The sequence below is a fragment of the uncultured Winogradskyella sp. genome, assembly GCF_947495255.1.
In the GTDB taxonomy this organism is placed as follows: domain Bacteria; phylum Bacteroidota; class Bacteroidia; order Flavobacteriales; family Flavobacteriaceae; genus Winogradskyella.
In genome coordinates, this window is the sequence record NZ_CANLYI010000008.1 from 250,538 (window position 1) to 277,003 (window position 26,466).

Annotated in this window: 29 protein-coding genes; 11 read left to right on the top strand and 18 right to left on the bottom strand. The window is 31.6% G+C overall.

The window, feature by feature from the left end; all coding sequences use genetic code 11:
- Positions 1 to 43: 43 nt before the first annotated feature.
- The 7 genes from recN to Q0807_RS14810 form a co-directional block, all read right to left on the bottom strand.
- On the bottom strand, positions 44 to 1,696 hold the full coding sequence (gene recN / locus Q0807_RS14780; RefSeq protein ID WP_299111089.1) for a DNA repair protein RecN: 1,653 nt from the start codon (positions 1,694 to 1,696) through the stop codon (positions 44 to 46).
- 129 nt (positions 1,697 to 1,825) lie between these two features.
- The gene (locus Q0807_RS14785) at positions 1,826 to 2,713 is read right to left on the bottom strand and encodes a DUF4835 family protein (protein ID WP_299111092.1); all 888 of its coding nucleotides are present in this window, start codon (positions 2,711 to 2,713) and stop codon (positions 1,826 to 1,828) included.
- The gene (coaBC, locus tag Q0807_RS14790; RefSeq protein ID WP_299111094.1) at positions 2,706 to 3,920 is read right to left on the bottom strand and encodes a bifunctional phosphopantothenoylcysteine decarboxylase/phosphopantothenate--cysteine ligase CoaBC; all 1,215 of its coding nucleotides are present in this window, start codon (positions 3,918 to 3,920) and stop codon (positions 2,706 to 2,708) included. The genes Q0807_RS14785 and coaBC overlap by 8 nt, the downstream gene beginning before the upstream one ends.
- A gap of 4 nt (positions 3,921 to 3,924) precedes the next feature.
- Positions 3,925 to 4,251: a DNA-directed RNA polymerase subunit omega gene (locus Q0807_RS14795; protein ID WP_299111097.1), complete on the bottom strand. Its 327-nt coding sequence runs from the start codon at positions 4,249 to 4,251 to the stop codon at positions 3,925 to 3,927.
- Positions 4,252 to 4,263: 12 nt separating this feature from the next.
- Entirely contained in the window at positions 4,264 to 5,064 is an 801-nt protein-coding gene (locus tag Q0807_RS14800; RefSeq protein ID WP_299111100.1) for an outer membrane protein assembly factor BamD, read from the bottom strand.
- A 108-nt stretch (positions 5,065 to 5,172) separates the two neighbouring features.
- Positions 5,173 to 6,057 (bottom strand): 4-hydroxy-tetrahydrodipicolinate synthase, encoded by an 885-nt coding sequence (gene dapA, locus Q0807_RS14805; protein ID WP_299111102.1) that lies wholly within the window; start codon positions 6,055 to 6,057, stop codon positions 5,173 to 5,175.
- Positions 6,057 to 6,575 carry a hypothetical protein gene (locus tag Q0807_RS14810; protein ID WP_299111104.1) on the bottom strand — a complete coding sequence of 173 codons (519 nt, stop codon included), beginning with the start codon at positions 6,573 to 6,575 and terminating at the stop codon, positions 6,057 to 6,059. The genes dapA and Q0807_RS14810 overlap by 1 nt, the downstream gene beginning before the upstream one ends.
- A 71-nt stretch (positions 6,576 to 6,646) precedes the next feature.
- Here Q0807_RS14810 and Q0807_RS14815 point away from each other — a divergent pair, with 71 nt between their 5' ends.
- Both Q0807_RS14815 and Q0807_RS14820 read left to right on the top strand, forming a co-directional pair.
- Positions 6,647 to 7,405 carry a 5'-nucleotidase C-terminal domain-containing protein gene (locus Q0807_RS14815; RefSeq protein WP_299111106.1) on the top strand — a complete coding sequence of 253 codons (759 nt, stop codon included), beginning with the start codon at positions 6,647 to 6,649 and terminating at the stop codon, positions 7,403 to 7,405.
- A 4-nt stretch (positions 7,406 to 7,409) separates the two neighbouring features.
- Positions 7,410 to 8,321, top strand: coding sequence for a bifunctional UDP-sugar hydrolase/5'-nucleotidase (locus tag Q0807_RS14820; RefSeq protein WP_299111108.1), 912 nt, complete (start codon positions 7,410 to 7,412; stop codon positions 8,319 to 8,321).
- Positions 8,322 to 8,373: 52 nt separating this feature from the next.
- Here Q0807_RS14820 and Q0807_RS14825 read toward each other — a convergent pair whose 3' ends face one another.
- The 5 genes from Q0807_RS14825 to Q0807_RS14845 form a co-directional block, all read right to left on the bottom strand.
- Positions 8,374 to 9,120, bottom strand: a complete 747-nt coding sequence (locus Q0807_RS14825; RefSeq protein WP_299111109.1) for a hypothetical protein — start codon at positions 9,118 to 9,120, stop codon at positions 8,374 to 8,376.
- Positions 9,121 to 9,223: 103 nt separating this feature from the next.
- Complete coding sequence (gene ligA / locus Q0807_RS14830) at positions 9,224 to 11,218, bottom strand: NAD-dependent DNA ligase LigA (RefSeq protein ID WP_299111110.1); 1,995 nt, start codon at positions 11,216 to 11,218, stop codon at positions 9,224 to 9,226.
- Positions 11,219 to 11,229: 11 nt separating this feature from the next.
- Positions 11,230 to 12,606, bottom strand: coding sequence for a hypothetical protein (locus tag Q0807_RS14835; protein WP_299111111.1), 1,377 nt, complete (start codon positions 12,604 to 12,606; stop codon positions 11,230 to 11,232).
- 52 nt (positions 12,607 to 12,658) lie between these two features.
- Positions 12,659 to 13,531, bottom strand: a complete 873-nt coding sequence (prmC, locus tag Q0807_RS14840) for a peptide chain release factor N(5)-glutamine methyltransferase (protein ID WP_299111112.1) — start codon at positions 13,529 to 13,531, stop codon at positions 12,659 to 12,661.
- 3 nt (positions 13,532 to 13,534) lie between these two features.
- Positions 13,535 to 14,026 carry a GNAT family N-acetyltransferase gene (locus Q0807_RS14845; RefSeq protein WP_299111114.1) on the bottom strand — a complete coding sequence of 164 codons (492 nt, stop codon included), beginning with the start codon at positions 14,024 to 14,026 and terminating at the stop codon, positions 13,535 to 13,537.
- A gap of 50 nt (positions 14,027 to 14,076) precedes the next feature.
- Between Q0807_RS14845 and Q0807_RS14850 the strand changes: the two genes are divergently transcribed.
- Genes Q0807_RS14850 through Q0807_RS14870 form a run of 5 tightly spaced genes read left to right on the top strand, consistent with a single transcriptional unit; the run spans position 14,077 to position 17,597 of the window.
- Positions 14,077 to 14,535 (top strand): hypothetical protein, encoded by a 459-nt coding sequence (locus tag Q0807_RS14850; protein WP_299111116.1) that lies wholly within the window; start codon positions 14,077 to 14,079, stop codon positions 14,533 to 14,535.
- Positions 14,536 to 15,540: a bifunctional diaminohydroxyphosphoribosylaminopyrimidine deaminase/5-amino-6-(5-phosphoribosylamino)uracil reductase RibD gene (ribD, locus tag Q0807_RS14855; RefSeq protein WP_299111118.1), complete on the top strand. Its 1,005-nt coding sequence runs from the start codon at positions 14,536 to 14,538 to the stop codon at positions 15,538 to 15,540.
- Positions 15,527 to 16,144, top strand: a complete 618-nt coding sequence (locus Q0807_RS14860) for an HAD family phosphatase (RefSeq protein WP_299111121.1) — start codon at positions 15,527 to 15,529, stop codon at positions 16,142 to 16,144. The genes ribD and Q0807_RS14860 overlap by 14 nt, the downstream gene beginning before the upstream one ends.
- On the top strand, positions 16,141 to 16,992 hold the full coding sequence (locus tag Q0807_RS14865) for an EamA family transporter (protein ID WP_299111123.1): 852 nt from the start codon (positions 16,141 to 16,143) through the stop codon (positions 16,990 to 16,992). Before Q0807_RS14860 ends, Q0807_RS14865 begins: the two co-directional genes overlap by 4 nt.
- Positions 16,992 to 17,597 (top strand): YigZ family protein, encoded by a 606-nt coding sequence (locus Q0807_RS14870; protein ID WP_299111126.1) that lies wholly within the window; start codon positions 16,992 to 16,994, stop codon positions 17,595 to 17,597. Before Q0807_RS14865 ends, Q0807_RS14870 begins: the two co-directional genes overlap by 1 nt.
- Here Q0807_RS14870 and Q0807_RS14875 read toward each other — a convergent pair.
- On the bottom strand, positions 17,592 to 17,999 hold the full coding sequence (locus Q0807_RS14875; RefSeq protein ID WP_299111129.1) for a thioesterase family protein: 408 nt from the start codon (positions 17,997 to 17,999) through the stop codon (positions 17,592 to 17,594). The two genes, Q0807_RS14870 and Q0807_RS14875, sit on opposite strands and share 6 nt — an antisense overlap.
- Before the next feature lie 198 nt (positions 18,000 to 18,197).
- Here Q0807_RS14875 and dnaA point away from each other — a divergent pair, with 198 nt between their 5' ends.
- From dnaA to Q0807_RS14895, 4 genes are all read left to right on the top strand, one after another.
- Positions 18,198 to 19,625 (top strand): chromosomal replication initiator protein DnaA, encoded by a 1,428-nt coding sequence (gene dnaA, locus Q0807_RS14880; protein WP_299111131.1) that lies wholly within the window; start codon positions 18,198 to 18,200, stop codon positions 19,623 to 19,625.
- Positions 19,626 to 19,637: 12 nt separating this feature from the next.
- Complete coding sequence (locus tag Q0807_RS14885; protein WP_299111133.1) at positions 19,638 to 20,093, top strand: low molecular weight protein-tyrosine-phosphatase; 456 nt, start codon at positions 19,638 to 19,640, stop codon at positions 20,091 to 20,093.
- A 65-nt stretch (positions 20,094 to 20,158) separates the two neighbouring features.
- On the top strand, positions 20,159 to 21,580 hold the full coding sequence (locus Q0807_RS14890; RefSeq protein WP_299111135.1) for a PQQ-dependent sugar dehydrogenase: 1,422 nt from the start codon (positions 20,159 to 20,161) through the stop codon (positions 21,578 to 21,580).
- Positions 21,580 to 22,296: an SAM-dependent methyltransferase gene (locus Q0807_RS14895; protein WP_299111138.1), complete on the top strand. Its 717-nt coding sequence runs from the start codon at positions 21,580 to 21,582 to the stop codon at positions 22,294 to 22,296. The genes Q0807_RS14890 and Q0807_RS14895 overlap by 1 nt, the downstream gene beginning before the upstream one ends.
- A 23-nt stretch (positions 22,297 to 22,319) precedes the next feature.
- Here Q0807_RS14895 and Q0807_RS14900 read toward each other — a convergent pair whose 3' ends face one another.
- From Q0807_RS14900 to dapF, 5 genes are all read right to left on the bottom strand, one after another.
- The gene (locus Q0807_RS14900; RefSeq protein WP_299111140.1) at positions 22,320 to 22,976 is read right to left on the bottom strand and encodes a peptidoglycan-binding protein LysM; all 657 of its coding nucleotides are present in this window, start codon (positions 22,974 to 22,976) and stop codon (positions 22,320 to 22,322) included.
- 117 nt (positions 22,977 to 23,093) lie between these two features.
- The gene (locus tag Q0807_RS14905) at positions 23,094 to 23,999 is read right to left on the bottom strand and encodes a DUF2279 domain-containing protein (protein ID WP_299111143.1); all 906 of its coding nucleotides are present in this window, start codon (positions 23,997 to 23,999) and stop codon (positions 23,094 to 23,096) included.
- A gap of 3 nt (positions 24,000 to 24,002) precedes the next feature.
- A complete protein-coding gene (gene mltG, locus Q0807_RS14910; RefSeq protein WP_299111145.1) occupies positions 24,003 to 25,046 on the bottom strand; it encodes an endolytic transglycosylase MltG in 1,044 nt (347 codons plus the stop codon).
- A 2-nt stretch (positions 25,047 to 25,048) separates the two neighbouring features.
- On the bottom strand, positions 25,049 to 25,573 hold the full coding sequence (locus tag Q0807_RS14915; protein WP_299111147.1) for a GNAT family N-acetyltransferase: 525 nt from the start codon (positions 25,571 to 25,573) through the stop codon (positions 25,049 to 25,051).
- Positions 25,567 to 26,346, bottom strand: coding sequence for a diaminopimelate epimerase (dapF, locus tag Q0807_RS14920; protein ID WP_299111180.1), 780 nt, complete (start codon positions 26,344 to 26,346; stop codon positions 25,567 to 25,569). The genes Q0807_RS14915 and dapF overlap by 7 nt, the downstream gene beginning before the upstream one ends.
- Positions 26,347 to 26,466: the final 120 nt, after the last annotated feature.

Sequence of the window (26,466 nt, forward strand, 5' to 3'; positions counted from 1 at the left end):
TTTAGTTGGTTAGTGTTTTGTTGAATTCTTTATTATAGTATTCTTAATTTAATAATTGCTTAGCGTGTGCCATGGCAGAGTCTGTAATGTTTAACCCTCCTAACATTTGAGCAATTTCTACAATACGCTCTTCTTCATTAAGCTTTTTAAGTTGTGTATGAGTTATATCGTCTATATCTGTTTTAAATACTTTAAAATGCGAATCGCCTTTAGCCGCAATCTGAGGTAAATGTGTAATAGTAAATACTTGCATTTTAGCACTCATTTGTTTCATTATTTCTCCCATTTTGTTCGAAATCTCTCCGGAAACTCCAGTATCAATCTCATCGAACATTATAGAGGGTAATTGAATGTACTCTGCCAAAATGGATTTAATCGCTAACATTATACGTGATAACTCACCACCTGATGCTGACTTTTTAAGTTCATTAAAGCTAGAACCTTTATTTGCCATAAATAAGAACTGTAAATTGTCCTTTCCGTTTTTTGTAAATTTCTCTGTAGCTTCAAGCGCTACATTAAACTTAGCATTTGGCATTCCTAATTCAGATAAAATAGCTTCTAACTTCGAAACAAATACTGGAATTACTTTTTTTCTTTTATTATGAATCTTTAATGCAACTTGATTCAATTTTTCATTTAGCTTTAAAATCTCTTGTTCTTTAAGCGTTATAGTCTCATCTAAACTTTCTGTATTATTAATTTTAGATTGTAAATCATTTTTAATTCCTTTTAATTCTTCAATTTCTGAAACCGAATGCTTTTGAAATAAATTATTTACAATTTGAAGTGTATTACTTATACGCTCTAACTCTTCTGGGTCTGATGATAAGTTTTCCTCTAAATCATCTAGTTCTATTAAAATATCGTCAATTTCAATCCCAATACTTACTATGCGGTCTCTCAGAGATTCATAGGATTTACCGAAATTTGTAATTTTAGATAATTCTTGTTTTACTGAATTTATTTGATCTGCAACACCTAAAGATTCTGAATTTAAAATTGACTTCGCACTACTTAGCTTCTCTCCTATGACTTCAACATTATTGAGTTCTTCGTATTGCGACTCTAAATCTTCAAGATTTATTTTTTCCAAATTGATTTCATTTAGCTCATTAGATAAAAACAGATTGTAATCGTATTCTTTAATCAACTCAGCTTTAGACAATTTTAATTCCTCTAAATTCTTTTGAAGTATTTTATAGTCAATTAATCGCTTTGAAAATTCTTCGAGATTTGTTTTATTATCTGCTAACGCATCAATGACTTTAAACTGATAATCATCTTGTGTTAGTTGTTGCGTTTGGTGCTGAGAATGGATATCTATTAAATAACTACTTAGCGAAACCAAACTCTCTAGAGTTACTGGTGTATCGTTAATGAAGGCTCTAGATTTACCAGATGCTAAAATTTCGCGTCTTATAATTGTCTGCACATCATAGTCTAAATCTAGTGTTTTAAATAACTCTTTTAAATCATAATTTGCAATATCAAAAACAGCTTCGATAACACACTTTTGGTCTGCCGTTTTTACCTGACTTAAATCTGCTCTTTTCCCTAAGACTAAGGATAAGCCTCCTAATAAAATAGATTTACCTGCACCAGTTTCTCCTGTAATAATTGAAAGTCCATTATTAAAAGAAACATTTAACTCATCGATGAGTGCGTAGTTTTTTATGTAAAGTGATGTTAACAACTGCTTAGTTTTTTATAATACAAAATTAAGGGATTAAGCCTTTATAATTATAAAGCGGAAGAAAAATAAAAAAGATTCTATAATAAATTATAGATGATTAGATTTTGAATGACAATTAAATCTAGAAAACTAATACTTAATATTTCGCCATTTTTGAGAATACATAGGCGCTATTCTATTTAAAGTATCCATAGCATCCGAAATATTTACAGACGGTCCACCTGAGAGTATATCTGTAATTTCATCTGCTTTTGCATCAAAGAAAACACGCATTAAGAATGAATTAGGACGTACACTATGCACTTTTTTTAATTCGTCAAAGACTGAAATAATTTTATTTTTTCCTTCCTTTTGGTTTTCATTCATTATATCTAAACCTTCAATATGATATTTATACATCGCAGACCTCATACCACCATAAGATGGTGACATTAAATTATCTATTAAGGCAAAACGCGACTGTAAACCATCTTCTAATTTCCAGCCTTGTCCGTTTAATTGCTGCGAATAACTAGCAATGGTTTGTGCTTGTTTAAAATAATCATCGCCTCCTTTTAACTCAAATGAATCTGCATCCATACCTAATATCATATAAACATGAAAAGATAAAACTGAGATTAAATTAGATTCGAATTGTGTCTCATTAAACACTAAATTCTGAAATTCTAGATATTGAAAATTAAATTCTTTGTCATTATAATTAAACACAGGAGAACTGTATGTAGAATTAAAGATTGGTCTTGAAGATGACACTTGTAATGAAGCCGAAAACATATCGTTATTGTTTTCCTTTACATTAATTACCATACTGCAACTAATACGTTCATTCTGCTTAAACGTTTTATTAGTCCATTTTGTATTATTTATAAACTCCGTTAATTGCTTTTCGAGAGTTTTGTAGATCATATCGTTCTCGTTACCTGTTTGCTGTGCAATAACGCTAACTGTACAATTCAATTCTTGAGAGAATGCAACTGTTGAGATTAATAAAGTAAATAAAAGAATTAATTTACGCATGGGTTTGTTTTAATATAAGTTGCATTAAATCTTCAGCAACATCTGCTTTAGACTTTAATTCATTTTCTATAATAGTGTTAGAAGACGTTATAAATGTAACTTTATTTGTTGATACTCCAAAACCTGCTCCTTTATCTTGCAATGAATTTAAAACAATAAGGTCTAAATTCTTAGATTTTAATTTACCCTTGGCATGTTCTAATTCGTTATTCGTTTCTAACGCAAAGCCTACTAAATATTGGTCTATTTTAATCTCACCTAGTGATTTTAAAATATCCTTTGTCTTTTCTAACTCTACTGTAAACGTAGAATCCTTCTTTTTTATTTTCTGATCAGATACATTTTTTGGTCTATAATCAGCAACTGCAGCAGAAAGAATAGCGATATCGCATACTTTAAAATGCTTATGAACTTCATTATACATTTCCTCAGCACTAACCACAGGTTTCACTGTTACGAAGTTATGTGCTATTTTTTGATGTGTTGGGCCAGTAACTAAAATAACCTCAGCACCTAAATTTGAAGCTGCTTTTGCAATTTCAAAACCCATTTTACCACTAGAATGATTTCCTATAAAGCGAACTGGATCTAGAGCTTCATACGTTGGACCAGCTGTAATTAAAACACGTTTACCTTTTAATGGTAATTGCTCTAATATATCCTTTTCAATATAATTTATAATATCTTCTGGCTCAGCCATACGACCTTCTCCAACTAAACCACTCGCAAGTTCACCTGTTCCGGCAGGTATTAACTTATTCCCAAATGAGGTTAATTTATTAAAAGAAGTTTTTGTAGATTGGTGCAAATACATATCTAAATCCATTGCTGGTGCAAAGTAAACCTGACATTTTGCAGAAAGATAAGTCGCTAATAATATGTTATCACAAACTCCATTTGCCATTTTAGCCATAGTGTTGGCAGTAGCAGGTGCAATTACAAAGATGTCAGCCCATAGACCTAAATCAACATGACTATTCCATGTTGGGTTGTCATCATCACCTTCTTCAACAAAAGATGAATATACAGGATGTTTTGATAATGTGGAAAGTGTAAGAGGAGTTATAAAATCCTTAGAAGCAGGTGTCATAACGACTTTAACGTTGGCACCTGCTTTTATGAATAATCTTACTAAACTAGCAGATTTATAAGCGGCAATACCTGCGGTAATGCCTAATAGAATATTTTTGTCTTTTAAAATAGACATTTAATCACGATTGAGAATCTTCAGTATTTCTATGATAGATTTTATCATCTAACCACTCTTTTACTGCTAATGCATGTGGCTTAGGCAATTTTTCGTAAAACTTAGAAACTTCAATTTGTTCTTTGTTTTCAAAAATCTCTTCTAAACTGTCGTTATACGTTGCAAACTCTTCTAGTTTGTCAATTAACTCACGTCTAATATCAGTATTTATCTGTTCTGCACGCTTTGCAATTACAGAAATAGCTTCATAAATGTTATCTGTTGAAGCATCAATTTCGTTTCTGTTATAAGTAATAGTACTTACAGGTGCATCTGTCTTTTTTAAATCCATCGTTATAATGTTTTAACTTTTAGTCGTTAATGTCTTTAATTCTTCTTGTAATCTTTCATTCATTAAAGTAGCACTTTCTAAATTTTCGTAATTTGGATATGTTTTCTTTAATGCATTATAATAGCCTATTGCTTCGTTAAGTCTGTCTTCCTTTAAATAATCTATACTTAAAATTGCTAAATTGTAAGCAGCATCTAATCTATAATAATAGGCTTCACTTCTTAATGTTGTTCCAGGAAACTCAAGTAAAAAGTTATTGAATGATTTAATTGAAGCTTTAAAATCACTTATCAAATCATATTGCTTAGCAATTTCAAAAGCTTTTTTCTCTAGTTTAAAATCTAATTCTTTTACCAAAGTATTCGCTTCATTTAAATACTGCGAATTAGGATAAGCATTTACAAACAATTGTAACTTCTCAATAGCCTCAACGGTTTCTTTCTGCTCTTTAGAATATACAGGAGAGTTATGATAATAGCCCTTTGCAGATAAAAACGAAGCTTGTTCTGCTTTTTCACTTTGTGGGTAAATATCAGTAAACTTATCTAAATGATAACTCGCTATATAGTAATCACCTAATTGGTAAGAACACATAGCGTGCATAAACGTCAGCTTTTCAGCTTGAGGTTTCCCTCTATATTTTTGAAGTATTTGATCTAACAACCTGAATGATTTTGCCCATTTCTGTGCATCATAAAGTTCTTCTGCCATTTCAAACTTCGCTGCAGTATCATCAGATTTTAGTGTTTTCTGAAAATCGCTACATGAAATAAATAGAATACTTAATAAGAGTATATATAGTCCTTTCTTCATAAATTTTAAACAGGATGCAAAAGTAAGCATTATTAACGGAATTTAAAAACAATTATTATTGGCTAAATTAAGCGTTGTTTATAGTCTAAAAACCTATTTATATAAAGTTTAACTTTTACCTAATACTTTTAGTTCATTTTTAATAGTGGCTTTTAACCCATCTGTTGCCTCTACTAATGGTAAACGAACATAAGATTTTGAAATATTTAACCTTTCTAAAACTGCTTTTATTCCTGAAGGATTGTTCTCAGAAAAAATTAAAGCCGTTATAGGCATTAGTTTAAAATGAATATCATAAGCTTCCTTTGCTTTACGAGCTATACCCAAACGAATCATTTCTGAAAACTCTTTAGGCAATGCTTGTCCTATTACAGAAATAACGCCAGAACCTCCAGCTAATGCCACTCCTAATGCTAAATCATCATCACCAGAAAGTACCAAAAAACCTTTTGGCTTTGTTCTCAATAATTCTAAATACTGATGCACATTATTACCAGCTTCTTTTACTGCTACAATATTATCAAAATCCTTAGCCAGCCTTAAAGTTGTCTCTGGTGACATGTTAGATGATGTTCTACCTGGAACGTTATATAAAATTATTGGTTTAGGTGATACCTCAGCGATGGCTTTAAAGTGCTGATAAATTCCTTCTTGTGTAGGCTTGCTGTAATATGGCGACACAGATAAAATTCCATCAATAGTAGAAAAATCTGTTGCTTTTATTTCACTTACAACATTTGCTGTATTATTACCTCCTATCCCTAATACTAATGGTAATCTACCTTTGTTTACTTTAGATATAAAAGCAATAAGCTCCTTTTTCTCATCTGTAGTAACAGTAACACTTTCTCCTGTGGTTCCGCTAATTACTAAATAATCAGTACCGTTTTCAATATTATATTCTACAAGACGCTCTAATGCATCAAAATCGATACTTAAATCTGCGTTAAAAGGTGTGATTAATGCAACACCAGTCCCTATAAACTTGGTCATTATAATTTTTTTAGTATGTTTAAATATTTCTTTAATTCTTGTTTAAAAATATTGATATCCTTTAATTCTATATCAATTATTAAATCATAAAGTCGTTCGTCTTCATTTGAAATTCCCACTTTAAATAGCGCTTTAGATGCTGCTGTAATTTGATTAAGATGTAAAACTGGGTTTTTATAAAAACAAATCATCATATCAAATGGTTCATTTATAAAAGCTTCTAAATCGGAATTTTTTATTTTCCCTTTCCAACCAAAATCTTTAGGACTAAAATGGGCGTTCCATTGGTTGTGCTCTAATTTATCATCCATCGTAAAGGCAACTATTTTATGCTTTGGTGACGTTAATCCTAAAGCTTTAAAATAAACTCTAAATACTTCAAACTCATGAAACTCACTAGCATTTAACAATACTGCAACGGTCTTTATTTTATCGTTGTTTAAAGTAGGTTTATGTTCTGCCAACAATTTGTTGACATATTTTCGATTTGATTTTTCTTTAAATGCTTTTAAAATCATTTATCTTTAGCCTTTGTGCAAATTTAATAAAAGCACTCACAATTTAATATAAACTTTATATAAGTTATTCAATGACTATTAAACACACTTTAAAACTTTGTTTTTTGTTGCTCATTTTCTCTTGTGCATCACCAAATATTTCTAAAATTGAAGGTAAGCGACTTAATATTGACGAAAACCTAAAGTCAGATGAAGCTATCGAAGCTTTTATAAAACCCTACAGAGAACACGTTAATAAAGATATGGACAACGTCATATCTTACGCACCTGAGACTTATACTAAAGGAGATGGTAAATACAATACGGCTATTGGAAACCTAATGGCAGATGCTGTTTTTAGTGAAGGCAACCCTGTTTTTAATAAACGAACTGGTAAAAACATTGATTTTGTATTACTTAATCATGGCGGAATACGTTCTATAATATCTAAAGGAGATATTACCACCAGAACAGCTTACGAAATAATGCCTTTTGAAAATTCTGTAGTTGTAGCTGAATTAAAAGGTGAGCAAATTAATGAAATGATACAATACCTATCTAAGGCAAAACGTGCACATCCAATTTCAAGCCAATTACAATTAACTTTAGATAAAGATGGAAATATTAAATCTGCAACAGTTCATGGAGAACCAATAGATACGACTAAAACATATAATGTAGCTACAAATGATTACCTCTACAATGGTGGAGATGGCATGGTGTTTTTTAGTAAAAATGAAGGTTTACACGTTTTAAACTACAAAATAAGAGACGTCCTAATAGACAATTTTAAAAAGAGAGATACTTTAAACCCAAAACAAGACAACCGTTTTATTCAGCTTAACGATTAAGATTATGAAAAGAAGACAATTTATACAAAAATCTACTGCAGCAACAGTATTAGCTGGTGTTGGCGGACTTAGTTTACAGTCGTTTGGGTCTAGTACAAAAAAAATAACCATCTTACATACTAATGATGTCCATAGTCATATAGACCCTTTTGGACCAGATGATGGAAGAAATGCGAATAAAGGTGGTGTAGCTAGACGTGCTACTTTAGTAGAATCTATAAGACAAGAAAACCCTAATACACTTTTACTAGATGCTGGTGACATTTTTCAAGGTACACCTTACTTTAATTATTATGGTGGTGAATTAGAGTTTAAGCTAATGAGTATGCTTAAATACGATGTAGCTACTATTGGTAATCATGATTTTGATAATGGTATTGATGGACTTTATGCTCAAATTCCACATGCCGATTTTGAATTTGTTTCTGCAAATTATGATTTCTCAAACACCGTAATGGATACGCATGTAAAGCCTTATAAAATTATTATCAAAGATGGTATTAAGATAGGAATCTTTGGTCTAGGAATCAAACTAGATGGCTTAGTAGACAAAAACATGTATAAAGAAACGGTTTACCATGATCCTATTGAAAAAGCTCAAGACATGTCTAGAGTTTTAAAAGAAGACGAAAAATGTGATTTAGTAATTTGCTTATCTCATATAGGATATGAATATAAAAACAGGCCAGATAAAGTGAGCGATATAAAGCTTGCAAGAGCAACTAAAGATATTGACCTCATTATTGGTGGACATACACATACATTTTTATCTAAACCCACTATAGAAGAAAACAGCGTAGGTAAAAAAGTTTTAGTAAATCAGGTTGGTTGTTACGGTTTGTATTTAGGTAAAGTAGATTTCTATTTTAATTCTGGGAAGCATATAAAATCAGATGGCGCTTCAATTATGGTTTAGAAATCCCTTTTTATTTTAGTGTTATCACAATGCTATTCTGAATTGAAATTACCTAACTATTCTTAACCTCTAAAGGTTCATCCTCATAGGCTGCAATAGGTTCAGTAACCTTATATTGTGATTGCGCATATAAGAAGAAAAAAGCCATGACTAAAAAGAAAGCGTACACAAAACTTAGGCTATCATCACTTAAGATGTAGAAATAAGCTAGTTGTATAATTTCTGAGAATGCCATGAAAATGGTTCCTAGTAAAAACAACATAGACTTTGAATTGTTTCGATACATATAATCGACTAAAGCAAAAGATAATAAGGCCATAACCACGGCATTGTAGGTGTATTCTAAAATATTCTGATAATAAGAAAACGAACCTTCCGTAGTGCCTGATATTAAAGAGACGCAAAACACATCTAAGACTATTAATACTATAATAGGTACTGTTAATTCAGAGAATACAACTTTTAGATTTAACTGACTTATTGTTTTAATGATGAGTAGTACATAAGATATAACAAAAAGAATATTTGTTATATAGTATAAATAATCTGTTTCATTCTCCATTATCTTTGGGGTAAACCATGCAATAGCACTTAAAACTTGTGCTATTGTAAAAACCACTAAGAACGAAGTAAAAAACTTAGACCTATACACTGATTTATTAGAATAGAACCATGTAAGTAATAATAATATTACTGCACTTAGGACAGCTGCTTCTACTTCCTTAGCAAAACCTTGAAGTAAAATGTAGATGCCTCCTAAGAGTAATAATACTACTTTGAAAATTTTATTTACTAACATTAATTAATCCCTTATTAACGGAAGCAAATATAAACATTTTTTTTACACTTAATCGCATAAAATATGTATTTCATCGAATAAACAGCTGTATACGTGTAGGAATTTACTTTAAAAGACCTAAAAACTCTAATTCTGTGAGTATCTGAATATTTAAATTTTCGGCTTTTTTACGTTTACTAGGTCCCATTTTGTCACCTGCAACAACATAAGTTGTTTTAGATGAGATAGATGAAGATACTTTCCCACCATTATCTTCTATCAGTTTCTTAAGCTCATTTCTAGAAATGGTTTCAAAAACACCAGAAACTACAAAAGTCTGACCTTTAAGCTTATCGGTTTGGTTAGCTAATTTCTCTGCCGAAATTTCTAATTGCACTCCAAAGGACCTTAAACGCTCTATAATGTGTTTGTTTTCTTCCATAGAGAAAAAGTGAACGACACTCTCTGCAATACGCTCACCTATTTCATCTACTGTAACTAAATCTAATAGAGAAGCAAACATAAGTGCATCGATAGATTTATAATGTTTTGCTAATTTCTTGGCAACTGTTTCACCGACATATCTAATCCCTAAAGCAAACAAAACACGCTCAAATGGAATTTGTTTTGAAGCTTCAATACCATTAATAAGATTTACAGCACTTTTTTCTGCCATACGTTCTAACGGAATTACTTGCTCTACAGTCAATTCATATAAATCTGAATAATTATGAATCAAGCCTTCCTTTACTAATAAAGCAACCGTCTCTCCTCCTAAGCCATCAATATCCATAGCTTTTCTAGAGATATAATGTTGAATTCTCCCAACCACTTGTGGTGGACATGCCGTATAATTAGGACAGTAATGCTTTGCTTCACCTTCTAGTCTTACTAATTCCGTATGACATTCTGGACAGTTTGTAATATAGGTTGTTGGTACCGAATTCTCCGGACGCTTAGTAAAGTCAACCGCAATTATCTTTGGTATAATCTCACCTCCTTTTTCAACAAAGACCTCATCACCTTCTCTAATATCTAATTTTTCAATTTGGTCTGCATTATGAAGCGATGCACGTTTTACAGTGGTACCAGCCAATTGCACAGGTTCTAAATTAGCCACTGGTGTAATGGCTCCTGTTCTCCCAACTTGGTAAGTGATTTCATTTAAACGCGTAGACACTTGTTCAGCTTTAAACTTATAAGCCATTGCCCAACGTGGCGCTTTTGCCGTAAAGCCTAATTCGTCTTGTTGATACAAATTATTAACCTTTACTACTACGCCATCTATTTCGTAAGGTAAATTATGTCTGTTTTCATCCCAATAGTCTACATATTCTAAAACCTCATCAATTGATTTTACCAGTTTAGCTTCTTGTGGAACTTTAAAACCCCAAGCTCTAGCTTTCTCTAAACCTTCAAATTGTGATGTGATATTAATATTGTTTCCTACTATACTATATAGCAAACATTCTAAAGGACGTTTGGCAACTTCAGAACTATCTTGCAGTTTTAAACTTCCTGAAGCTGTATTTCTTGGATTTTTATAAGGTTCTTCTTCATTTTCAATCCGTTCTTCGTTCATTTTTAAGAAGCCTTCAATAGGTAATACAATTTCTCCTCTAATATCAAAACGCTCCGGGAAATCACCTTTTAATTGAAGCGGAACGGTGTTAATGGTTTTTATGTTTGCGGTGACTTCATCACCTTGTACTCCATCTCCACGAGTTACAGCTCTTAATAATTTACCGTTTTCGTAAGTTAAGCTTATAGATGCACCATCGTATTTTAATTCGCATGTATAATTAACATCACCATCAACCATCTTTTTAATACGCGTTTCCCAATCCAATAAATCCTCTTTAGAATAGGAATTATCTAAAGAATACATTCTGGAATCATGAACCGTAGTTTTAAAATTCTTGGTGATGGCTCCTCCTACACGTTGTGTTGGTGAATTAGCATCGAAAAACTCAGGATGAGCTTCTTCTAAAGCTTGAAGTTCTTTTAATTTTATATCAAATTCATAATCACTAATGGTTGCATCATCTAAAATATAGTAATTGTAGTTGTGCTGACGTATTTCTTCTCTAAGTGATTCTATTTTTTGTTTTGTATTCATTTATTCTTATTCTATTTTTTAAATTGAAGTTTTAAATATTGTGGATTTACAACTTCACTTCCATTGTAGATATTCGGATTTACTATTTTAAATACAATTGTATCGTTAGATAACCATTTTACATTATCACTTTCAAAATTAATCCAATTGGGAAAAGTAAACACATAATCTAAAATGATTGTTTGATTTGGCTTTACACTATAAATTTCTAAATAATTGATTTCGCTATAAATATTATAGCTAAAGCAAATGATTCTTTTTTTGTTTGGTGAGAAATTAGGAAACTCAGGAAACACAAACTTTGTTTCTCCCGTTTCTTTATCTATTACACTAAACAAAGCTTCTTCTGCTTTATAGTACACTCCATAAACGAGATATGAATTAATAACATCAATATCTCCATAATATGTATACGAAGCTGCACTGTAATCCATCTTACTTTTAAAAGTTAGTATACTATCTTTTATAGGAAGATTAAAATTCTCTGTTTTATCTTCATTTTTAGTAATCTTAATCGAAGGGTTTTTAGTTAAAAAATATGAATTATCTTGATTTACAGAATTGAATTTACTTGCTGATATCAGTTCATATTTAAAATAATCAGAAAGATTTTCAATATAGGCATCGTCATTATAGTCTTGCTCAGCGGGAGTTTTTATTACAGAACCATAAATTAAGTCTTCATCATAAACTTTTACATCTTCAATATCACCTAAATAACCTTCAAAAACATATCGTTTTTTATGACGTCTACCATCCTCAAAATCTTCATAATTAATAATTGCCCATCTCCCTTTTACAATTTTGTTTTTGTCTTTTATTTCAATAGAATCTTTAGTGTAACCAATTACGTTAACAATATCACCATTATTAAACTTACCTATAACTTGCCCTCCCGCTTTTCTAATATTTAATCCATTTTGTGCAATCACATATTTTTGCTCAATTATAGAATCGCAAGACATGTCTTCATATAACTTATCTATAACAAAATAGGGATTATCTCGAGTTCTATAAGTGTAACTTTTATAATTACACGTATTTATATAATATATTGAAAAATGATTATGAGTATTGAAATTTTTGGTATTTAAACGGTCAATATATATGGTGTCATTTTTTGTTATAATTCCTAAAACTCTTTTACTAGTTATTGAAGCTAAATTTTGCGACTTTAAAGAGTCAATGATATTTGATGCAGAAAAATTAAATGCATTGTTTAAAGCTTGAACTCCTTCTATGTTTTTTATAATTTCGAATTCTTTCTGAGAAGGTTTCACATACAGTAATTGTTTACCTTCAATAATAAGCGTGTCCTTTTCAATAGAACTAAAATCATAAGCTTGCTCAATAAATACTTTTATCTTTTCCGTTTCTTGTGAATTCATTTTACAAGAAAAACAAATAAATACAACTATTAAGATTAACCAAACTCTCATACTATATCTTTACTCCTTTCAACATCCTATCATTCCCATTCAAATCTTTAAGCAACTCAACAGCTTCAAAATTTGCATCAACTAATAACTGCTTTGTTTCTTCTCCAAGATATTCGTTAATTTCAAAATATAATTTACCGTTTGGTTTCAACTTTTTAACTGCAAAATCAGTAATCGCTTTGTAGAATATTAAAGGATTGTTGTCCTCTACAAACAAAGCCAGATGTGGCTCGTTATCTAAAACGTTGGGTTGTATTTCTTGTTTTTCTAATTCTCTTACGTATGGTGGATTAGACACAATGACATCAAACTTTGTATTTTCAAAAAACAAATTCCAATTTGACGCTTCTAATATACTTGCCTCAATAAAGGTTATATCTACATTATTACCTTTAGCATTTTCTTTTGCCATTGTTAACGCCTCACTACTTACATCTAAAGCGTAAACTTTTGCTTTTGGTAAGTTTTTAGCTAACGAAATTGCTATACAACCAGAACCTGTGCCAATATCTAGGATTTTTATAGACTTCCCGACTGCCCTAGCTGTGACAGAACGAATTATTAAATCTACAAGTTCTTCTGTCTCTGGTCTCGGAATCAGCACATGCTCTTTTACTTTAAATGGCAATCCGTAAAATTCTGTTTCACCTAAAATATATTGAATAGGTTTTTGCTGTTTTAAATCTTCTAAAACTTTAAAAAAAGTATCTGTTTCAGGTTTTGTCATTGCTAATCCTGGTTCTAATGTCAGTTGAATTCTTGGTACATTTAAATAATGCTCGGTACACAAATAGAAGAAACTATCCACTTCATGTTTACCATAAATAGCATCTAATTCTATATGAAATATATGTTGAAGTTCTTTTAATACCATTACTTACAAATCTTTAAGCATCCAAACTGTACACGAGTAATGACCTGTGTTTCCCATTGGCTTATCAATAGATTTAAAACCTACTTTTCTATATAATTTTCGGGCATCATCCATATAAGGTAAGGTTTCTAAATAGCATTGTTTAAAACCAGATTGCTTAGCAAAATCTAAACATTTATGCATCATTTCGCTTCCTAAACCTTTTCCTCTGGCTTCTGGCATAAAATACATTTTCTGTAATTCGCACACATTACCTTCGTAATTATCTAAAGGCGAAATTCCGGCTCCTCCAATGATATCACCACCTCTTTCTACTACAAAATACGCTTTCTTTGGCGCATTATAGGTTTCCGTCATACAATCTAAAGCAGAGTCTTCATAAGCTGTGCCCACTTTTGGAACACCCATTTCTATTAAAACAGTCCTAATTGCTTTTGCAATTTTAGGATTATCCTTAGCTTCAATTTCTCGGATAACAATAGTATCTTTGCGCACTTAATAATTAATTTTTAGTCAGAATCAAAAATACATATAAAAACAATTTTATGTTTAAAAGACTCTTAATGTTTTCCCTAACTTTTACACTACTTTTCAACTGTTCTGTAACTAAAAAGCCAGAATTTGTTAGGCTTGACACTATTGAAATATTAGACTCTAGTTCTAAATCAATTACATTAAAAGTAGATGCTTTATTCTTAAATAAAAACCATGTTGGTGGTACATTAAAAACAGACGATTTTAAGGTATACATCAATGACATTGAAGTTGCAAAAATCGTTTCAGACGAATTTGATGTGCCTAAACGAGAAAATTTTACAATTCCATTAACCGTTGCTGTGGATACAGAGAAACTTGTTGACAAGAATAGCTTAGGTGGATTGATTGGAAGTCTTATATCTCAAAATTTAAAAGTGCACTATAAAGGTGATATTAAATATAAAATTATGGGTTATTCATCCACCTATACAGTTGATGAAATCCAAGATGTAAAAATTAAATTATAGTTGACAACACACGAAACTTATATAAAACGTTGTTTGCAAATTGCCAAAAACGGATTGGGAAGTACAAGACCAAACCCTATGGTTGGTGCTGTAATTGTGCATAATAATTTGATAATTGCTGAAGGTTTCACAAGTGCTTATGGTGGCAATCATGCTGAAGTAAATGCTATAAACGCGGTAAAAGACAAATCGCTTTTAACTAAATGCACACTTTACGTAACATTAGAACCTTGCAGCCATTTTGGAAAAACACCACCTTGTAGCGATTTAATTGTAAAACATAAAATTCCGAATGTAGTCATTGGCTGTATTGACGATAATCCTGAAGTTGCAGGTAAAGGTATTGCTAAACTCAAAGCTTCTGGCTGTAATGTTACCGTTGGTATTTTGGAAGCCGAATGTAAAGTGCATCACAAGCGATTTTTTACATTTCACAATAATAAGCGTCCTTATATTATACTCAAATGGGCAGAAACAGCTGATGGTTTTATCGCGCCAATTAAGAAAGACGAAAAAAAACCAGTTTGGATAACCAATAAATATTCTCGTCAATTAGTACATAAATGGCGTGCCGAAGAGCAAGCTATTTTAGTTGGAACAAATACTGTTATTGAAGACAATCCGAGTTTAACGGTTAGAGATTGGTCTGGCGAGAATCCGATTAGAGTGGTATTAGACAGAACTTCAAAATTAACTTCTGATTACTCTATTTTTAATGATGAAGCCAAAACTATAAGAGTTACGAATAAAGATATTGATTTTGAAAAACCAATAGCGATTCAAATAGCAGATGTATTATTCAAACAAAATATCAACTCTATTATTATAGAAGGTGGCTCACAAACACTTCAAACATTTATAGACGAAAATCTTTGGGATGAAGCTCGCGTTTTTACAGGAAACACAAGTTTTAAAACAGGAATTAAAGCACCAAAATTAATTGGGAAGTTAATTTCTGAGTCTCAAATCAAAAATGATTTATTAAAAATATATGCAAAAGATTAAAACACTAATTTTCGATTTTGGTGATGTATTTATCAATTTAGACAAGTCAGGTGCTATGCAACATGCTTTAGATTTATTTAATTTAAAGACGTTTGATGCAGATATGATTGAAACTAATATACTTTATGAAGTAGGAAAAATTTCGACTTCTGAATTTATTGCGTTTTATAAATCAAAATTTCCCAATGTTAGTGAAACCAAACTTATTAATGCTTGGAATTGTATCATAAAGGATTTTCCTGAACACAGATTCGAATTCATTAAAAATTTAGCAAATCAAAAAGATTATAAGCTCATATTGTTGAGTAATACCAACGATATGCATATTGATTTCATAAAAGAAAATGTTTCATTTTACGAAGAATTCAAAGCCTGTTTTGATGTTTTTTACTTGTCTCAAGAGATTCATTATAGAAAACCAAATACAGATATTTTTGAATTCGTGCTAAAAGAAAACAATCTTAATGCTAATGAATGTCTTTTTGTCGATGACACCAAAGACAATACTGATACTGCAGCTGGTATGGGTTTCCACACATGGAATATTGACGAAACAAAAGAAGATGTCGTGACTCTTTTTGAAACTAAAAAAGAACTCTTTTGATATATTTATTGTTTAGCGTATTGTCATCTACGGCAATTTTTGTGCTGTTTAAACTTTTTAGCAAATATAAGATAGACACACTTCAGGCTATTGTCATTAATTATGCAACGGCTTTTTCATTTGGGTTAATTTTCAACGATGCACAAATTACCGTTTCAGAAATTATACAAACCAATTGGTTTATAGCTGCTATTGGTTTAGGCTTTCTATTTATTGCCATATTTAACGTAATGGCACTTACAGCTCAAAGAAACGGACTTTCAGTAGCTTCTGTTGCTAGTAAAATGAGTTTAATAATTCCGGTGATATTCGGAATTTATGTCAATAACGAAAGTACAGAAGCTCAAAAACTAATCGGAATCGCACTGGCTTTAGTCGCCGTTTACTTAACATCTATTAAACAGAAAGATAATTCTGTAGTTACAAAATCTATCTACTTACCTATTATTCTTTTTATAGGTTCTGGTATAATAGATACTTCTGTGAATCATTTTGCACCAAAAGGCAATATTCCGCTATTCCTTTCTTCTATTTTTGGTATTGCTGCAATTATTGGCTTCTCTTTATTTGCTTATAAATCTATTACTACTAAAAAAAGATTTCAACTTAAAAGTATACCATTCGGAATTCTCTTAGGTGTTGTAAACTATGGTTCTATGTATTTTCTACTTTTAGCATTACGAGTAGAAAACACAGAAAGTTCAACAATATTTACCATTAATAATATTGCCATTTTAGCACTTTCTACATTGGTAGGCTTGGTTTTATTCAAGGAAAGCATTTCTAAGAAAAACTGGATTGGTATTATCTTAGCCTTCATTGCCATATTATTAGTTACACTAGCTTAATGGAAAACGACGTATATAAAACCATTACTAAACCAGCCCAAGGCGAATTATTTAAAGACAAAAATAGTAAGTTCTATGGTTTTGCTTTTCCTGTCACAAACGAAGAACAAATAAGACAGCATCTCGAAGATTTAAAAAAAGAGCATTATGCTGCCAGGCATTGGTGTTATGCGTACCAAATAGGAACTGAAACGATTCAATATAGAGCTAACGATGATGGAGAACCTAACAATTCTGCCGGAATGCCAATCTATGGACAGATTCAATCTTTTGAAGTCACCAACATCTTAATTATAGTGGTAAGATATTATGGAGGTGTAAAATTGGGAGTCGGAGGCTTAATTAATGCCTACCGAACAGGAGCGCAATTAGCATTAGAAGCCTCAAAAATTGTTGAAAGAACCATAAATAAAAAGTATCAGCTCAAGTTTGAATATAAAAACATGAGTAAAGTGATGCGAATTTTAAAAGAAAATGATGTTGAAATTACAAATCAAACCTTAGAATTAAATTGTTTGTTAGAAATATCTGTCAGAAAAAGCCACACTTCTAAAGTATTTGATTTGTTCTATCAATTTTTCGGTGTTGAAATCAAAGAATTATAACGAATAATTTTGCAGTTTGTCTAAAAGATATTTTGGACATCGTGTAGGTCTATTCTTCTTCATATCAATAAATGCTAAAATTGTGCTTCCTGTTGCTAATAAAATGTCGGACTCATTTCGTAATTCATATTCAAATTCAATAGATGCTGTTGGCATTTTTTTGAGCGTAGTTTTTACTTTAACAACATCATCATAACGTGCTGAATTTTTGTAGTTTACAGAAAGAGATACAACTGGCAACATTATTCCATCTGCTTCCATTCCACTGTAACTCAACCCAAACTCGCGCAACCACTCAGTTCTGCCTACTTCAAAGTACACAGCATAGTTAGCGTGGTACACAACGCCCATTTGGTCTGTCTCACCATAACGGACTCGTATTTTAGTTTCATTAAAATTCATTTATATAGATTTGTTTAGTAATTATTTTGTAATTTTAAATTCGTTTTAAACATGAGGAAAAAAAACTAAATATTCAAAACTTTTTAATTTTTTTATTAAGAATTTTGTTCACATATTTGCCTCGTTCAAAACTACTAGAGAATCCTAATTCTCTTTTTTTTTGCTAATTAATCTAACAACGAAAATTCAACTTAACGCATGGATAACACAGCGCAATCTGTATGGAGTAATTGTCTTGCCTTTATTAAGGATAATATACAACCACAAGCCTATAAAACTTGGTTTGAACCTATAGACGCTGTTAAACTTTCTGGTAATGCATTAAGTATTCAGGTTCCTAGTAAATTTTTCTATGAGTGGTTAGAAGAACATTATGTAAAAATATTAAAAGTTTCTCTTACTAAAGAATTAGGTGAAGATGCCAAATTGGTTTACGTTATTAAAATGGAAAACACATATGGTAACAAACAACCTTTCACTGAAAAGATTCCTAGTTCTAACCGTTCTGCCGTAAAATCGCAAGATGTGGATGTGCCTTTTAATAATAAAAGCCCTGAACTTAGAAACCCGTTTATAATTCCTGGAATTAGAAACGTAAAGATTGAGTCTCAACTAAACCCAAGTTATAGTTTTGAAAACTTTCTAGAAGGTGATTCTAATCGTTTAGCTAGAAATGCAGGTATTGCAGTTGCTAACAAACCAGGAGGTACTTCTTTCAACCCACTTTTAATTTTTGGTGGTGTTGGACTAGGTAAAACACACTTAGCGCATGCTATAGGCGTTGATATTAAAGATAAATATCCTGAAAAAACAGTTTTATATATTTCTGCTGAAAAATTCACGCAACAATACATAGATTCTGTTAAGAAGAATAATAGAAATGACTTTATTCACTTCTATCAAATTATAGATGTTTTAATTATTGATGATGTACAATTCTTGTCTGGTAAAACAGGAACACAAGATGTATTCTTCCATATATTTAATCACTTACATCAAAACGGAAAGCAAGTTATTTTAACAAGTGACAAAGCTCCTGTAGATATGCAAGATATTGAGCAACGCTTATTATCTCGTTTTAAATGGGGACTTTCTGCAGAATTACAAACTCCAGATTTCGAAACTAGAGTTTCTATCTTAAAAAATAAGCTTTACAGAGATGGTGTTGAAATGCCTGATGACATTGTAGAGTATGTTGCAAAACATATTAAAACTAATGTTAGAGAGCTTGAAGGTGCAATTATTTCATTAATAGCCCAGTCTTCTTTCAACAAAAAGGAAATCACTATCAATCTTGCAAAAGATATTGTAGAGAAGTTTGTTAAAAACACGAAAAGAGAAGTATCAATTGATTACATTCAGAAAGTAGTATCTGATTATTTCCAAATGGATGTTAATACGCTACAATCTAAAACACGTAAGCGTCATATTGTGCAAGCTCGTCAATTAGCAATGTTTTTTGCAAAAAAATACACTAAAGCCTCTTTAGCGAGTATTGGTTCTCAAATTGGGCAACGCGATCATGCTACTGTTCTTCATGCTTGTAAAACCGTTGATAATTTATCTTCAACAGATAAGCAATTTAGAAAATACGTAGAAGATTTATCTAAAAAATTAGCGCTTTAATTACCTCATATTATGACTCGTATCTTAATGATATGCTTGGGGAATATTTGTCGTTCGCCATTGGCTCATGGTATTATGGAATCTAAACTTCCAGAAGACCATTTTTATGTGGATTCTGCCGGAACAGCTGCATACCATATTGGTAATGCTCCAGACAGACGCTCTATTGCTGTAGCCAAAAAATATGGTTTAGACATCAGTACTCAAAGTGCTAGACAATTTAAAGTTTCTGACTTTGATACTTTTGATTATATCTACGCAATGGATTCATCTAATTATGATAATATAATTAGCCTAGCTAGAAATAATACTGATATTAAAAAAGTTAGGTTGTTTCTCGATGCCAATCCTTCTATTCAGAATAAAAACATGCCAGACCCTTATTATGGCGAACAAGATGATTTTGAATACGTCTACAAACTTGTAAACGAAACTTGCGATATTTTAGCCAAGGCTTTAAACGGCTAAAATTGACGTATTCTCATCCTCACTTCTTTTTTGTAATTTAGTAGCTGAACCATTCTCTAATTAAGATGAAATCTTTAATAGCATTATTCTTTATTACATTTTTATTTATTCAACTTTCTCATTCGCAAAGTCTAGAGTTAGAGTTTTATGCAAACAATTTAAATAAACCTGTAAGCATTAAACATGCAGGAGATGACAAACTTTACGTTGTAGAACAAAGTGGTTATATAAAAATTGTAAATACTGATGGGTCAATTGAAAGTACTGCATTCTTAGACATAGATAATATTGTTATAAATACAGGTTCTGAAAGAGGGCTACTTGGTTTAGCTTTTCATCCTAATTACAGTACAAATGGATATTTCTTTGTAAACTACATTAATAATTCTGGAAATACCGTTATTTCTCGATTCTCAAGACAAGCATCAAATCCGCTTTTAGCAGATGCATCTTCTGAATTGGTTATAATAGACTTTATTCAACCATATAGCAATCACAATGGTGGTGATTTAGCGTTTGGCTCAGATGGTTATTTATATATAGCAACTGGTGATGGTGGCTCAGGTGGTGACCCAGACAATTATTCTCAAAACACATTAAGTCTATTGGGAAAAATACTAAGGTTAGATATTGATTCTCCTTCCGGAACTGAAAATTATAGTATCCCTGCTGATAATCCATTTCTGGGAGACACTAACATAAGAGAAGAAATATGGGCTTACGGATTAAGAAACCCATGGAGGTTTTCCTTTGATCGCCTAAATGGCGATGTTTGGATTGCTGATGTTGGCCAGAATGCATACGAAGAAATAAATCATGTTACTGCCCTTGAAGCTTCTACAGGCTTAAACTATGGTTGGCGTTGTTACGAAGGTAATTTAACTTACAACACTAATGGTTGTTCTACGCCAAGCTCATACACCTATCCCATAGAAGGTTATAACCATTTTGGTGATGGCGAATCTAAATGTTCAATAACTGGTGGCTACCGTTATCGTGGAACTCAGTTTCCAAATTTTAATGGTTATTATTTCTTTGCTGATTATTGTAGTCAAGAAATTGGCTATTTAGTTTATAATGACACTACTGATACTTGGACTAAAATTTTACAAGATTTTAATGGCAACTGGTCTTCATTTGGAGAAGATGTAAACGGTGAATTATACGTCTCTGACCCAACATCTGGAAGCATTTATAAAATTACAGATACCTCCTTAGGAATTCATGATAACCTAATTTCAGAAATTTCAGTCTATCCTAATCCAACGGAGAACAAATTAAGTATTAATTTTGGATTGAATTATACTAGTGAACTTTCAGCTAAAATATCTATATTCGATTTGCAAGGAAAGCAAATAAAAACAATACAACGAAATACTGAAATGATTCAAAACATCAGTACTTCTGAGCTCTCTAACGGTATATACATATTAAAAGTCGTTGGAGACAACAATAAACAATTTATTCACAAACTGGTTAAACATTAATGAGAAATTCAAAAGGGATTTTATATCTTATACCAACACGATTAGGCGATAATCCACCACTAGAAGTTTTACCAATTTCTATAAAAAAAACTATAGAAGATCTAGATTATTACATTGTTGAAAACGAAAAAACAGCACGTCGTTTTATAAAACGTGTATCACCTAGTAAATCACAACCATCATTAAAACTGCAAGTTTTAAATAAATACACAACTGAACAAGAACGTAACACTTTTTTAAATAGTTGTTTAGAAGGGATTTCTATGGGTTTACTATCAGAGGCTGGTTGTCCTGCAATTGCTGATCCTGGAGCAGACATTGTAGCCTTAGCTCACCAAATGGATATTAAAGTTGTGCCGCTAGTTGGACCATCATCTATTGTTTTAGCTCTAATGGGTTCTGGCATGAATGGCCAAAGCTTTACATTTAATGGCTATTTACCAATTGATAAAAGTGAACGAAAAGCCAAACTAAAGGCCTTAGAGCGCATATCTGCTGAACATAATCAGTCGCAAATTTTCATTGAAACACCATACCGAAATATGAAAATGCTTGAAGATTTAGCCAACACCCTACATCCAAACACTAGGATTTGTGTGGCTTGCGACTTAACACTACCTACTGAATTTATTAAAACAAAGACAGCAAGCGATTGGAAACATAATAAAGAAGATTTTCACAAGAGACCTGCAATCTTTATTATTCAGAAAGATTAATAAGAATTTAGCAAATAGGCAAATTACAATGTAACTCTCGCTTTCTTATCTGGCGTGATTATAGATGTATCGTAACCTGAAAACTTTTTCATATATGTTTTTACGGTAGAACCATAAGCATCAGAAAGATTGTTTCCTCCATAACTACGCAAAAATTTCTTAACACTACCTGGTCCTGCCAAGTGTGCAGCGGCTAAAATACCTGATTCAGTCACTTTTACGCCTGCAATATGTTTACCTTCAAAACGCTTTATATCTTTTCTTAAAACCCATTTATTACGTTCTGCATTAGCTATAAATGCTTTCTCTTGTAATTCTGGATTATACAAAAACTGATTAGGTGTATAAATTCCTAGTATTTTTAAAGTTTCAGTACCGAATTGATATTTCCCTAAATATCCCAAAGTATTTACCGTAAAATAATCGCCTTGAGATTCTTTAAATGCAATAGCTTCTTTAAACCCTTCAAAAGATTTACCTAGATAAGGCGTAAACATATTCTGTTTAGTAGCATGGTTATTATCAACCATTGCTAAATCTTCTGAAATATTATAATTAAGCTCTAATCCTTCTGTAGAATAAGCATCAGGATTTAATGTAGTGTCTGGATATAAAGCTAACGCTAATAACAAACAAACTGTAAACGGTATTATAAAAGTCTTAACCTTTTTTTTAATCATAACAGCTAAATTTTAATGTGAAATAATTTCCCCAAATCACTCCGCAAAATTCGGGTGCAAATATACAACAATTTTGTTATTACTGAAAATCAACCGATTAAGTGTTAAAATTTTAACTTAAAAGTATACAGGATACCATTTTACACGACCATTGTCATTAAGTTCTAATGTTGGAAATGGAACTTTAATTACGTTGAAAACGTCAAAAATGGTTTTCAGGACGTTAGATTTTGTTTTAATTTTGGTTAAGTCAACATCTAAACTCAAGTAAAATTGACGTCTTCTATTTTGATTTAAAAATAAAGGGTCGCTTGCCTCACCTGTTAACATTCCTTCTGCTCCATAACCAAAAGCAAAATTCAACCAATTAGGTATGGTTTCCGTTTTTAAAAATGAATTAATATTAGCACTCAACCAATAGGTTTGTCCGTTATAATCTTTTAAAAATTCTTCAGATAACCCATCGCCTAACTTATTTGGTCGTTGCTTTGCAAATTTTGTTCTATGAAATGAGTATTTTATAACGATGCGTTGTTCTTTCCAAAGTAATTCTTGACCGACGTATAATCCTGTTCCTACTGTATTTGCTGACATATCTGTCCAAGAAAACCCCCATTCTTTAGAAAAACCATCTAAAACTTCTACAGCCGTTAAAAAGCCTAAACCCAAAGTAGAACCATAAATTAGTTGGTCTTTTTCACTCACACCAGACCAACTTAGTGTGCTGGCTCCTATCCTTCCCAACTGATAAGATGAAAACATATGTCCCATTTTATCCATCTGTAACCATTCTCCACTATCGTTTAATGTCTTAAAACTAGAACGCGGATAATCTGCATACCATAATTGATTAAGACCAATCAAGGTTGCAGAAGCTAAAACTGATTCTGAAATTACAACAGCGTTGCGTCTAGATGTATTTAAACTATCACTCGGCTTTAAAAACTGATTGAGTTTAGACTGAGAAAAAAGCATTCCACTTGCCAATAAAAAAAATACAATATGACAATATAAATTTTTCAAATCTTACTTATTAATGCCTTGAGAAGACAAATAGCTATGATATTGCCTTGCATTATTATTGTGTTGTCCTAATGTTTTTGCAAACTTATGATAACCTATACGCTTTGCATCTGCCGCAAAATAAAGGTAACTATGCTTTTCTGGGTTTAAAACGGCTTTTATTGCTGACAAATCTGGCATAGCAATTAAACCTGGTGGCAAACCAGAATATTTGTATGTATTATATGGAGAATCAATTTCTTTGTGGATATTTAAAACACGTCTAATAATTGTGTTTTTATATTTAGGTAATTGATAAGCTGCAAATTTTAAAGTTGGATCCGCTTGTAAAGGCATTTTAATTCTTAATCGGTTAAGATAAACACCAGCCACTCTAGGTTGCTCATCTGCTTGCTTAGACTCTTCGTGCACAATTGAAGCTAAAGTTATCACTTCATTAGGCGTTAAATTTAGTTTCTTAGCTTGTGCTTTTCTAGTGTCTGTCCAGAATCGGTTATACTCTGTTAACATTCTATCTCTAAAGGTCTCTGCAGATGTATTCCAAAAGAATTCATAACTATTTGGTAAATACATACCTAACGCTGTTCCTTTATTAAAATCGTTTTTAGATAGAAATGCTGAGTCTGTCATTGCATTTAAAAGCGACAAACTATCAGCTTCAATTTGTGTACTTATTCTGCCTGCTAAATCTTCTAAATTATGCTGATTATTGAAAGCGATTTTAATAGGAAGATTTTTACTTCGGATGGAATTAATAACGTCATTATTATTCATACCCTTTGTAATAGCAAAACGACCAGCCTTAATATTGGTGTTATATTTCTTTTGGTTTGCTAAGGCGTCAAATGCATTAATATCGCCTAAAAGTGGCTCTAACTGCGCACGCACTTCTGAATATGTTGCATTGGTTGGTACATAAATATAAGCTGTTTCATTATTGAACTTTGTATTAGGCTTAAACATAGCGCCATAAATATAATATGCAAAATAGCCACAAATAGCCAAGCCAATTAGAGCAACTGCCCAAAGAATTTTTTTAATATACATAGTTAATCGTTAATTCGTTGTAATAGGAATTCGTCAGTATAAATTTCACCGTTAAAACTCCAATCTTTTTTTAATCCTATTTTCTTAAATCCATTACCCTCGAAAAGATTTAAGCTTGCTTTATTACTTTCAGAAATATTAGCATAAATTTGATGCAAATGTAAAGTCTCAAAACAATAATTCACCAATAATTCTAGGGCTTCTTTACCAAAACCTTTATTTCTATTTTCTTTATTTTGAATAAGAATTCCGATGCCAGCACGTTTGTTTTTTACATCAAAATCAAACACATCAATTAAACCGATGGTTTCATGTTCAGCATTACAAATAGCTAAACGTAATTGTTTCGCCTCAAAAATATCTTGTTGTGCATTTTCAAGGTATTGTTTTATTAAAAAACGAGAATATGGTGTTTGCGTATCACTTAAATGCCATAAATCTGTGTCATTTTCAATCGCGTATACAAACTCTAAATCTTCAGGCTCTAAAGATCTTAAATAGATATCATTTCCTTTTAGGCTTACCATTCTATTTCGCCTTTAAAAACTTGCTCTGCAGAACCAACTAACCAAATATTGTTGTAACCAGAATCATCATTATTAAAAGTAACTTTGAGCTGACCACCTTGCGTTTTTAAGCTAATTTGGTTGCTTTTAGTCTTACCTGTCTTGTGCATAGCAATGGCCACAGCTGTAACGCCTGTTCCGCAAGATAATGTTTCATCCTCAACGCCTCTTTCGTAAGTTCTTACTGCAAAATTATCGGCATCTAGTTGTTCTACAAAATTTACGTTACTTCCCACTTCTTTATAAGGTGCACCATATCTAATTTTTTCACCATTAGATTTTACTTCAAAATTAGAAATACCAGAAACCAACTCTACATGGTGTGGCGAACCTGTATCTAAAAACTGATGAGCTTCAAATTCTTCAATTTTAGAAACATCTTGCATTTGTAAATGAACAATACCATCATTAACCTTCGCATTATGTAAGCCATCAATAGCAATAAACTCTGTTTCATTTTCTATAATTCCTAAGAATTTAGCAAAGGCAACAATGCATCGTCCACCATTTCCGCACATGCTACTTTCGTTACCATCTGCATTATAATAAACCATTTTAAAATCTGAATTCTCATCATTTTCTAACAGAATAAATCCGTCAGCTCCAATACCAAAACGTCTATCACATAAGCGCTCAATACCTTTAGTATTATTTTTGTCTATTGTCTGCAAACGATTATCTACCATGATAAAATCGTTTCCTGTGCCTTGATATTTGTAAAATGTCATATTCATCATAAAAGGCAAATATAAGAATAATAGCGATTAAAATGAGTTGTTAAACACGCGTTAAAGTTGAAGTTAAAAAGACGTTAAATTCAAATTTGAATTCAATATTTCTCTAATTTTAATCGT

What these genes read in the sequence shown, in the direction of transcription:
- Q0807_RS14810 (WP_299111104.1), bottom strand. Translation starts at nt 6,575, where the DNA reads ATGATTTTAAAAGCATTTAAAGAAAAATCAAATCGAAAATATGTCAAC.
- Q0807_RS14800 (WP_299111100.1), bottom strand. Translation starts at nt 5,064, where the DNA reads ATGAAGAAAGGACTATATATACTCTTATTAAGTATTCTATTTATTTCA.
- Q0807_RS14860 (WP_299111121.1), top strand. Translation starts at nt 15,527, where the DNA reads ATGCAAAAGATTAAAACACTAATTTTCGATTTTGGTGATGTATTTATC.
- ligA (WP_299111110.1), bottom strand. Translation starts at nt 11,218, where the DNA reads ATGAATACAAAACAAAAAATAGAATCACTTAGAGAAGAAATACGTCAG.
- Q0807_RS14895 (WP_299111138.1), top strand. Translation starts at nt 21,580, where the DNA reads ATGAGAAATTCAAAAGGGATTTTATATCTTATACCAACACGATTAGGC.
- Q0807_RS14825 (WP_299111109.1), bottom strand. Translation starts at nt 9,120, where the DNA reads ATGTTAGTAAATAAAATTTTCAAAGTAGTATTATTACTCTTAGGAGGC.
- dapA (WP_299111102.1), bottom strand. Translation starts at nt 6,057, where the DNA reads ATGACCAAGTTTATAGGGACTGGTGTTGCATTAATCACACCTTTTAAC.
- Q0807_RS14785 (WP_299111092.1), bottom strand. Translation starts at nt 2,713, where the DNA reads ATGCGTAAATTAATTCTTTTATTTACTTTATTAATCTCAACAGTTGCA.
- coaBC (WP_299111094.1), bottom strand. Translation starts at nt 3,920, where the DNA reads ATGTCTATTTTAAAAGACAAAAATATTCTATTAGGCATTACCGCAGGT.
- Q0807_RS14870 (WP_299111126.1), top strand. Translation starts at nt 16,992, where the DNA reads ATGGAAAACGACGTATATAAAACCATTACTAAACCAGCCCAAGGCGAA.
- Q0807_RS14915 (WP_299111147.1), bottom strand. Translation starts at nt 25,573, where the DNA reads ATGGTAAGCCTAAAAGGAAATGATATCTATTTAAGATCTTTAGAGCCT.
- Q0807_RS14885 (WP_299111133.1), top strand. Translation starts at nt 19,638, where the DNA reads ATGACTCGTATCTTAATGATATGCTTGGGGAATATTTGTCGTTCGCCA.
- Q0807_RS14815 (WP_299111106.1), top strand. Translation starts at nt 6,647, where the DNA reads ATGACTATTAAACACACTTTAAAACTTTGTTTTTTGTTGCTCATTTTC.
- dnaA (WP_299111131.1), top strand. Translation starts at nt 18,198, where the DNA reads ATGGATAACACAGCGCAATCTGTATGGAGTAATTGTCTTGCCTTTATT.
- Q0807_RS14835 (WP_299111111.1), bottom strand. Translation starts at nt 12,606, where the DNA reads ATGAATTCACAAGAAACGGAAAAGATAAAAGTATTTATTGAGCAAGCT.
- Q0807_RS14795 (WP_299111097.1), bottom strand. Translation starts at nt 4,251, where the DNA reads ATGGATTTAAAAAAGACAGATGCACCTGTAAGTACTATTACTTATAAC.
- Q0807_RS14850 (WP_299111116.1), top strand. Translation starts at nt 14,077, where the DNA reads ATGTTTAAAAGACTCTTAATGTTTTCCCTAACTTTTACACTACTTTTC.
- Q0807_RS14890 (WP_299111135.1), top strand. Translation starts at nt 20,159, where the DNA reads ATGAAATCTTTAATAGCATTATTCTTTATTACATTTTTATTTATTCAA.
- Q0807_RS14900 (WP_299111140.1), bottom strand. Translation starts at nt 22,976, where the DNA reads ATGATTAAAAAAAAGGTTAAGACTTTTATAATACCGTTTACAGTTTGT.
- prmC (WP_299111112.1), bottom strand. Translation starts at nt 13,531, where the DNA reads ATGGTATTAAAAGAACTTCAACATATATTTCATATAGAATTAGATGCT.
- Q0807_RS14820 (WP_299111108.1), top strand. Translation starts at nt 7,410, where the DNA reads ATGAAAAGAAGACAATTTATACAAAAATCTACTGCAGCAACAGTATTA.
- dapF (WP_299111180.1), bottom strand. Translation starts at nt 26,346, where the DNA reads ATGAATATGACATTTTACAAATATCAAGGCACAGGAAACGATTTTATC.
- mltG (WP_299111145.1), bottom strand. Translation starts at nt 25,046, where the DNA reads ATGTATATTAAAAAAATTCTTTGGGCAGTTGCTCTAATTGGCTTGGCT.
- Q0807_RS14875 (WP_299111129.1), bottom strand. Translation starts at nt 17,999, where the DNA reads ATGAATTTTAATGAAACTAAAATACGAGTCCGTTATGGTGAGACAGAC.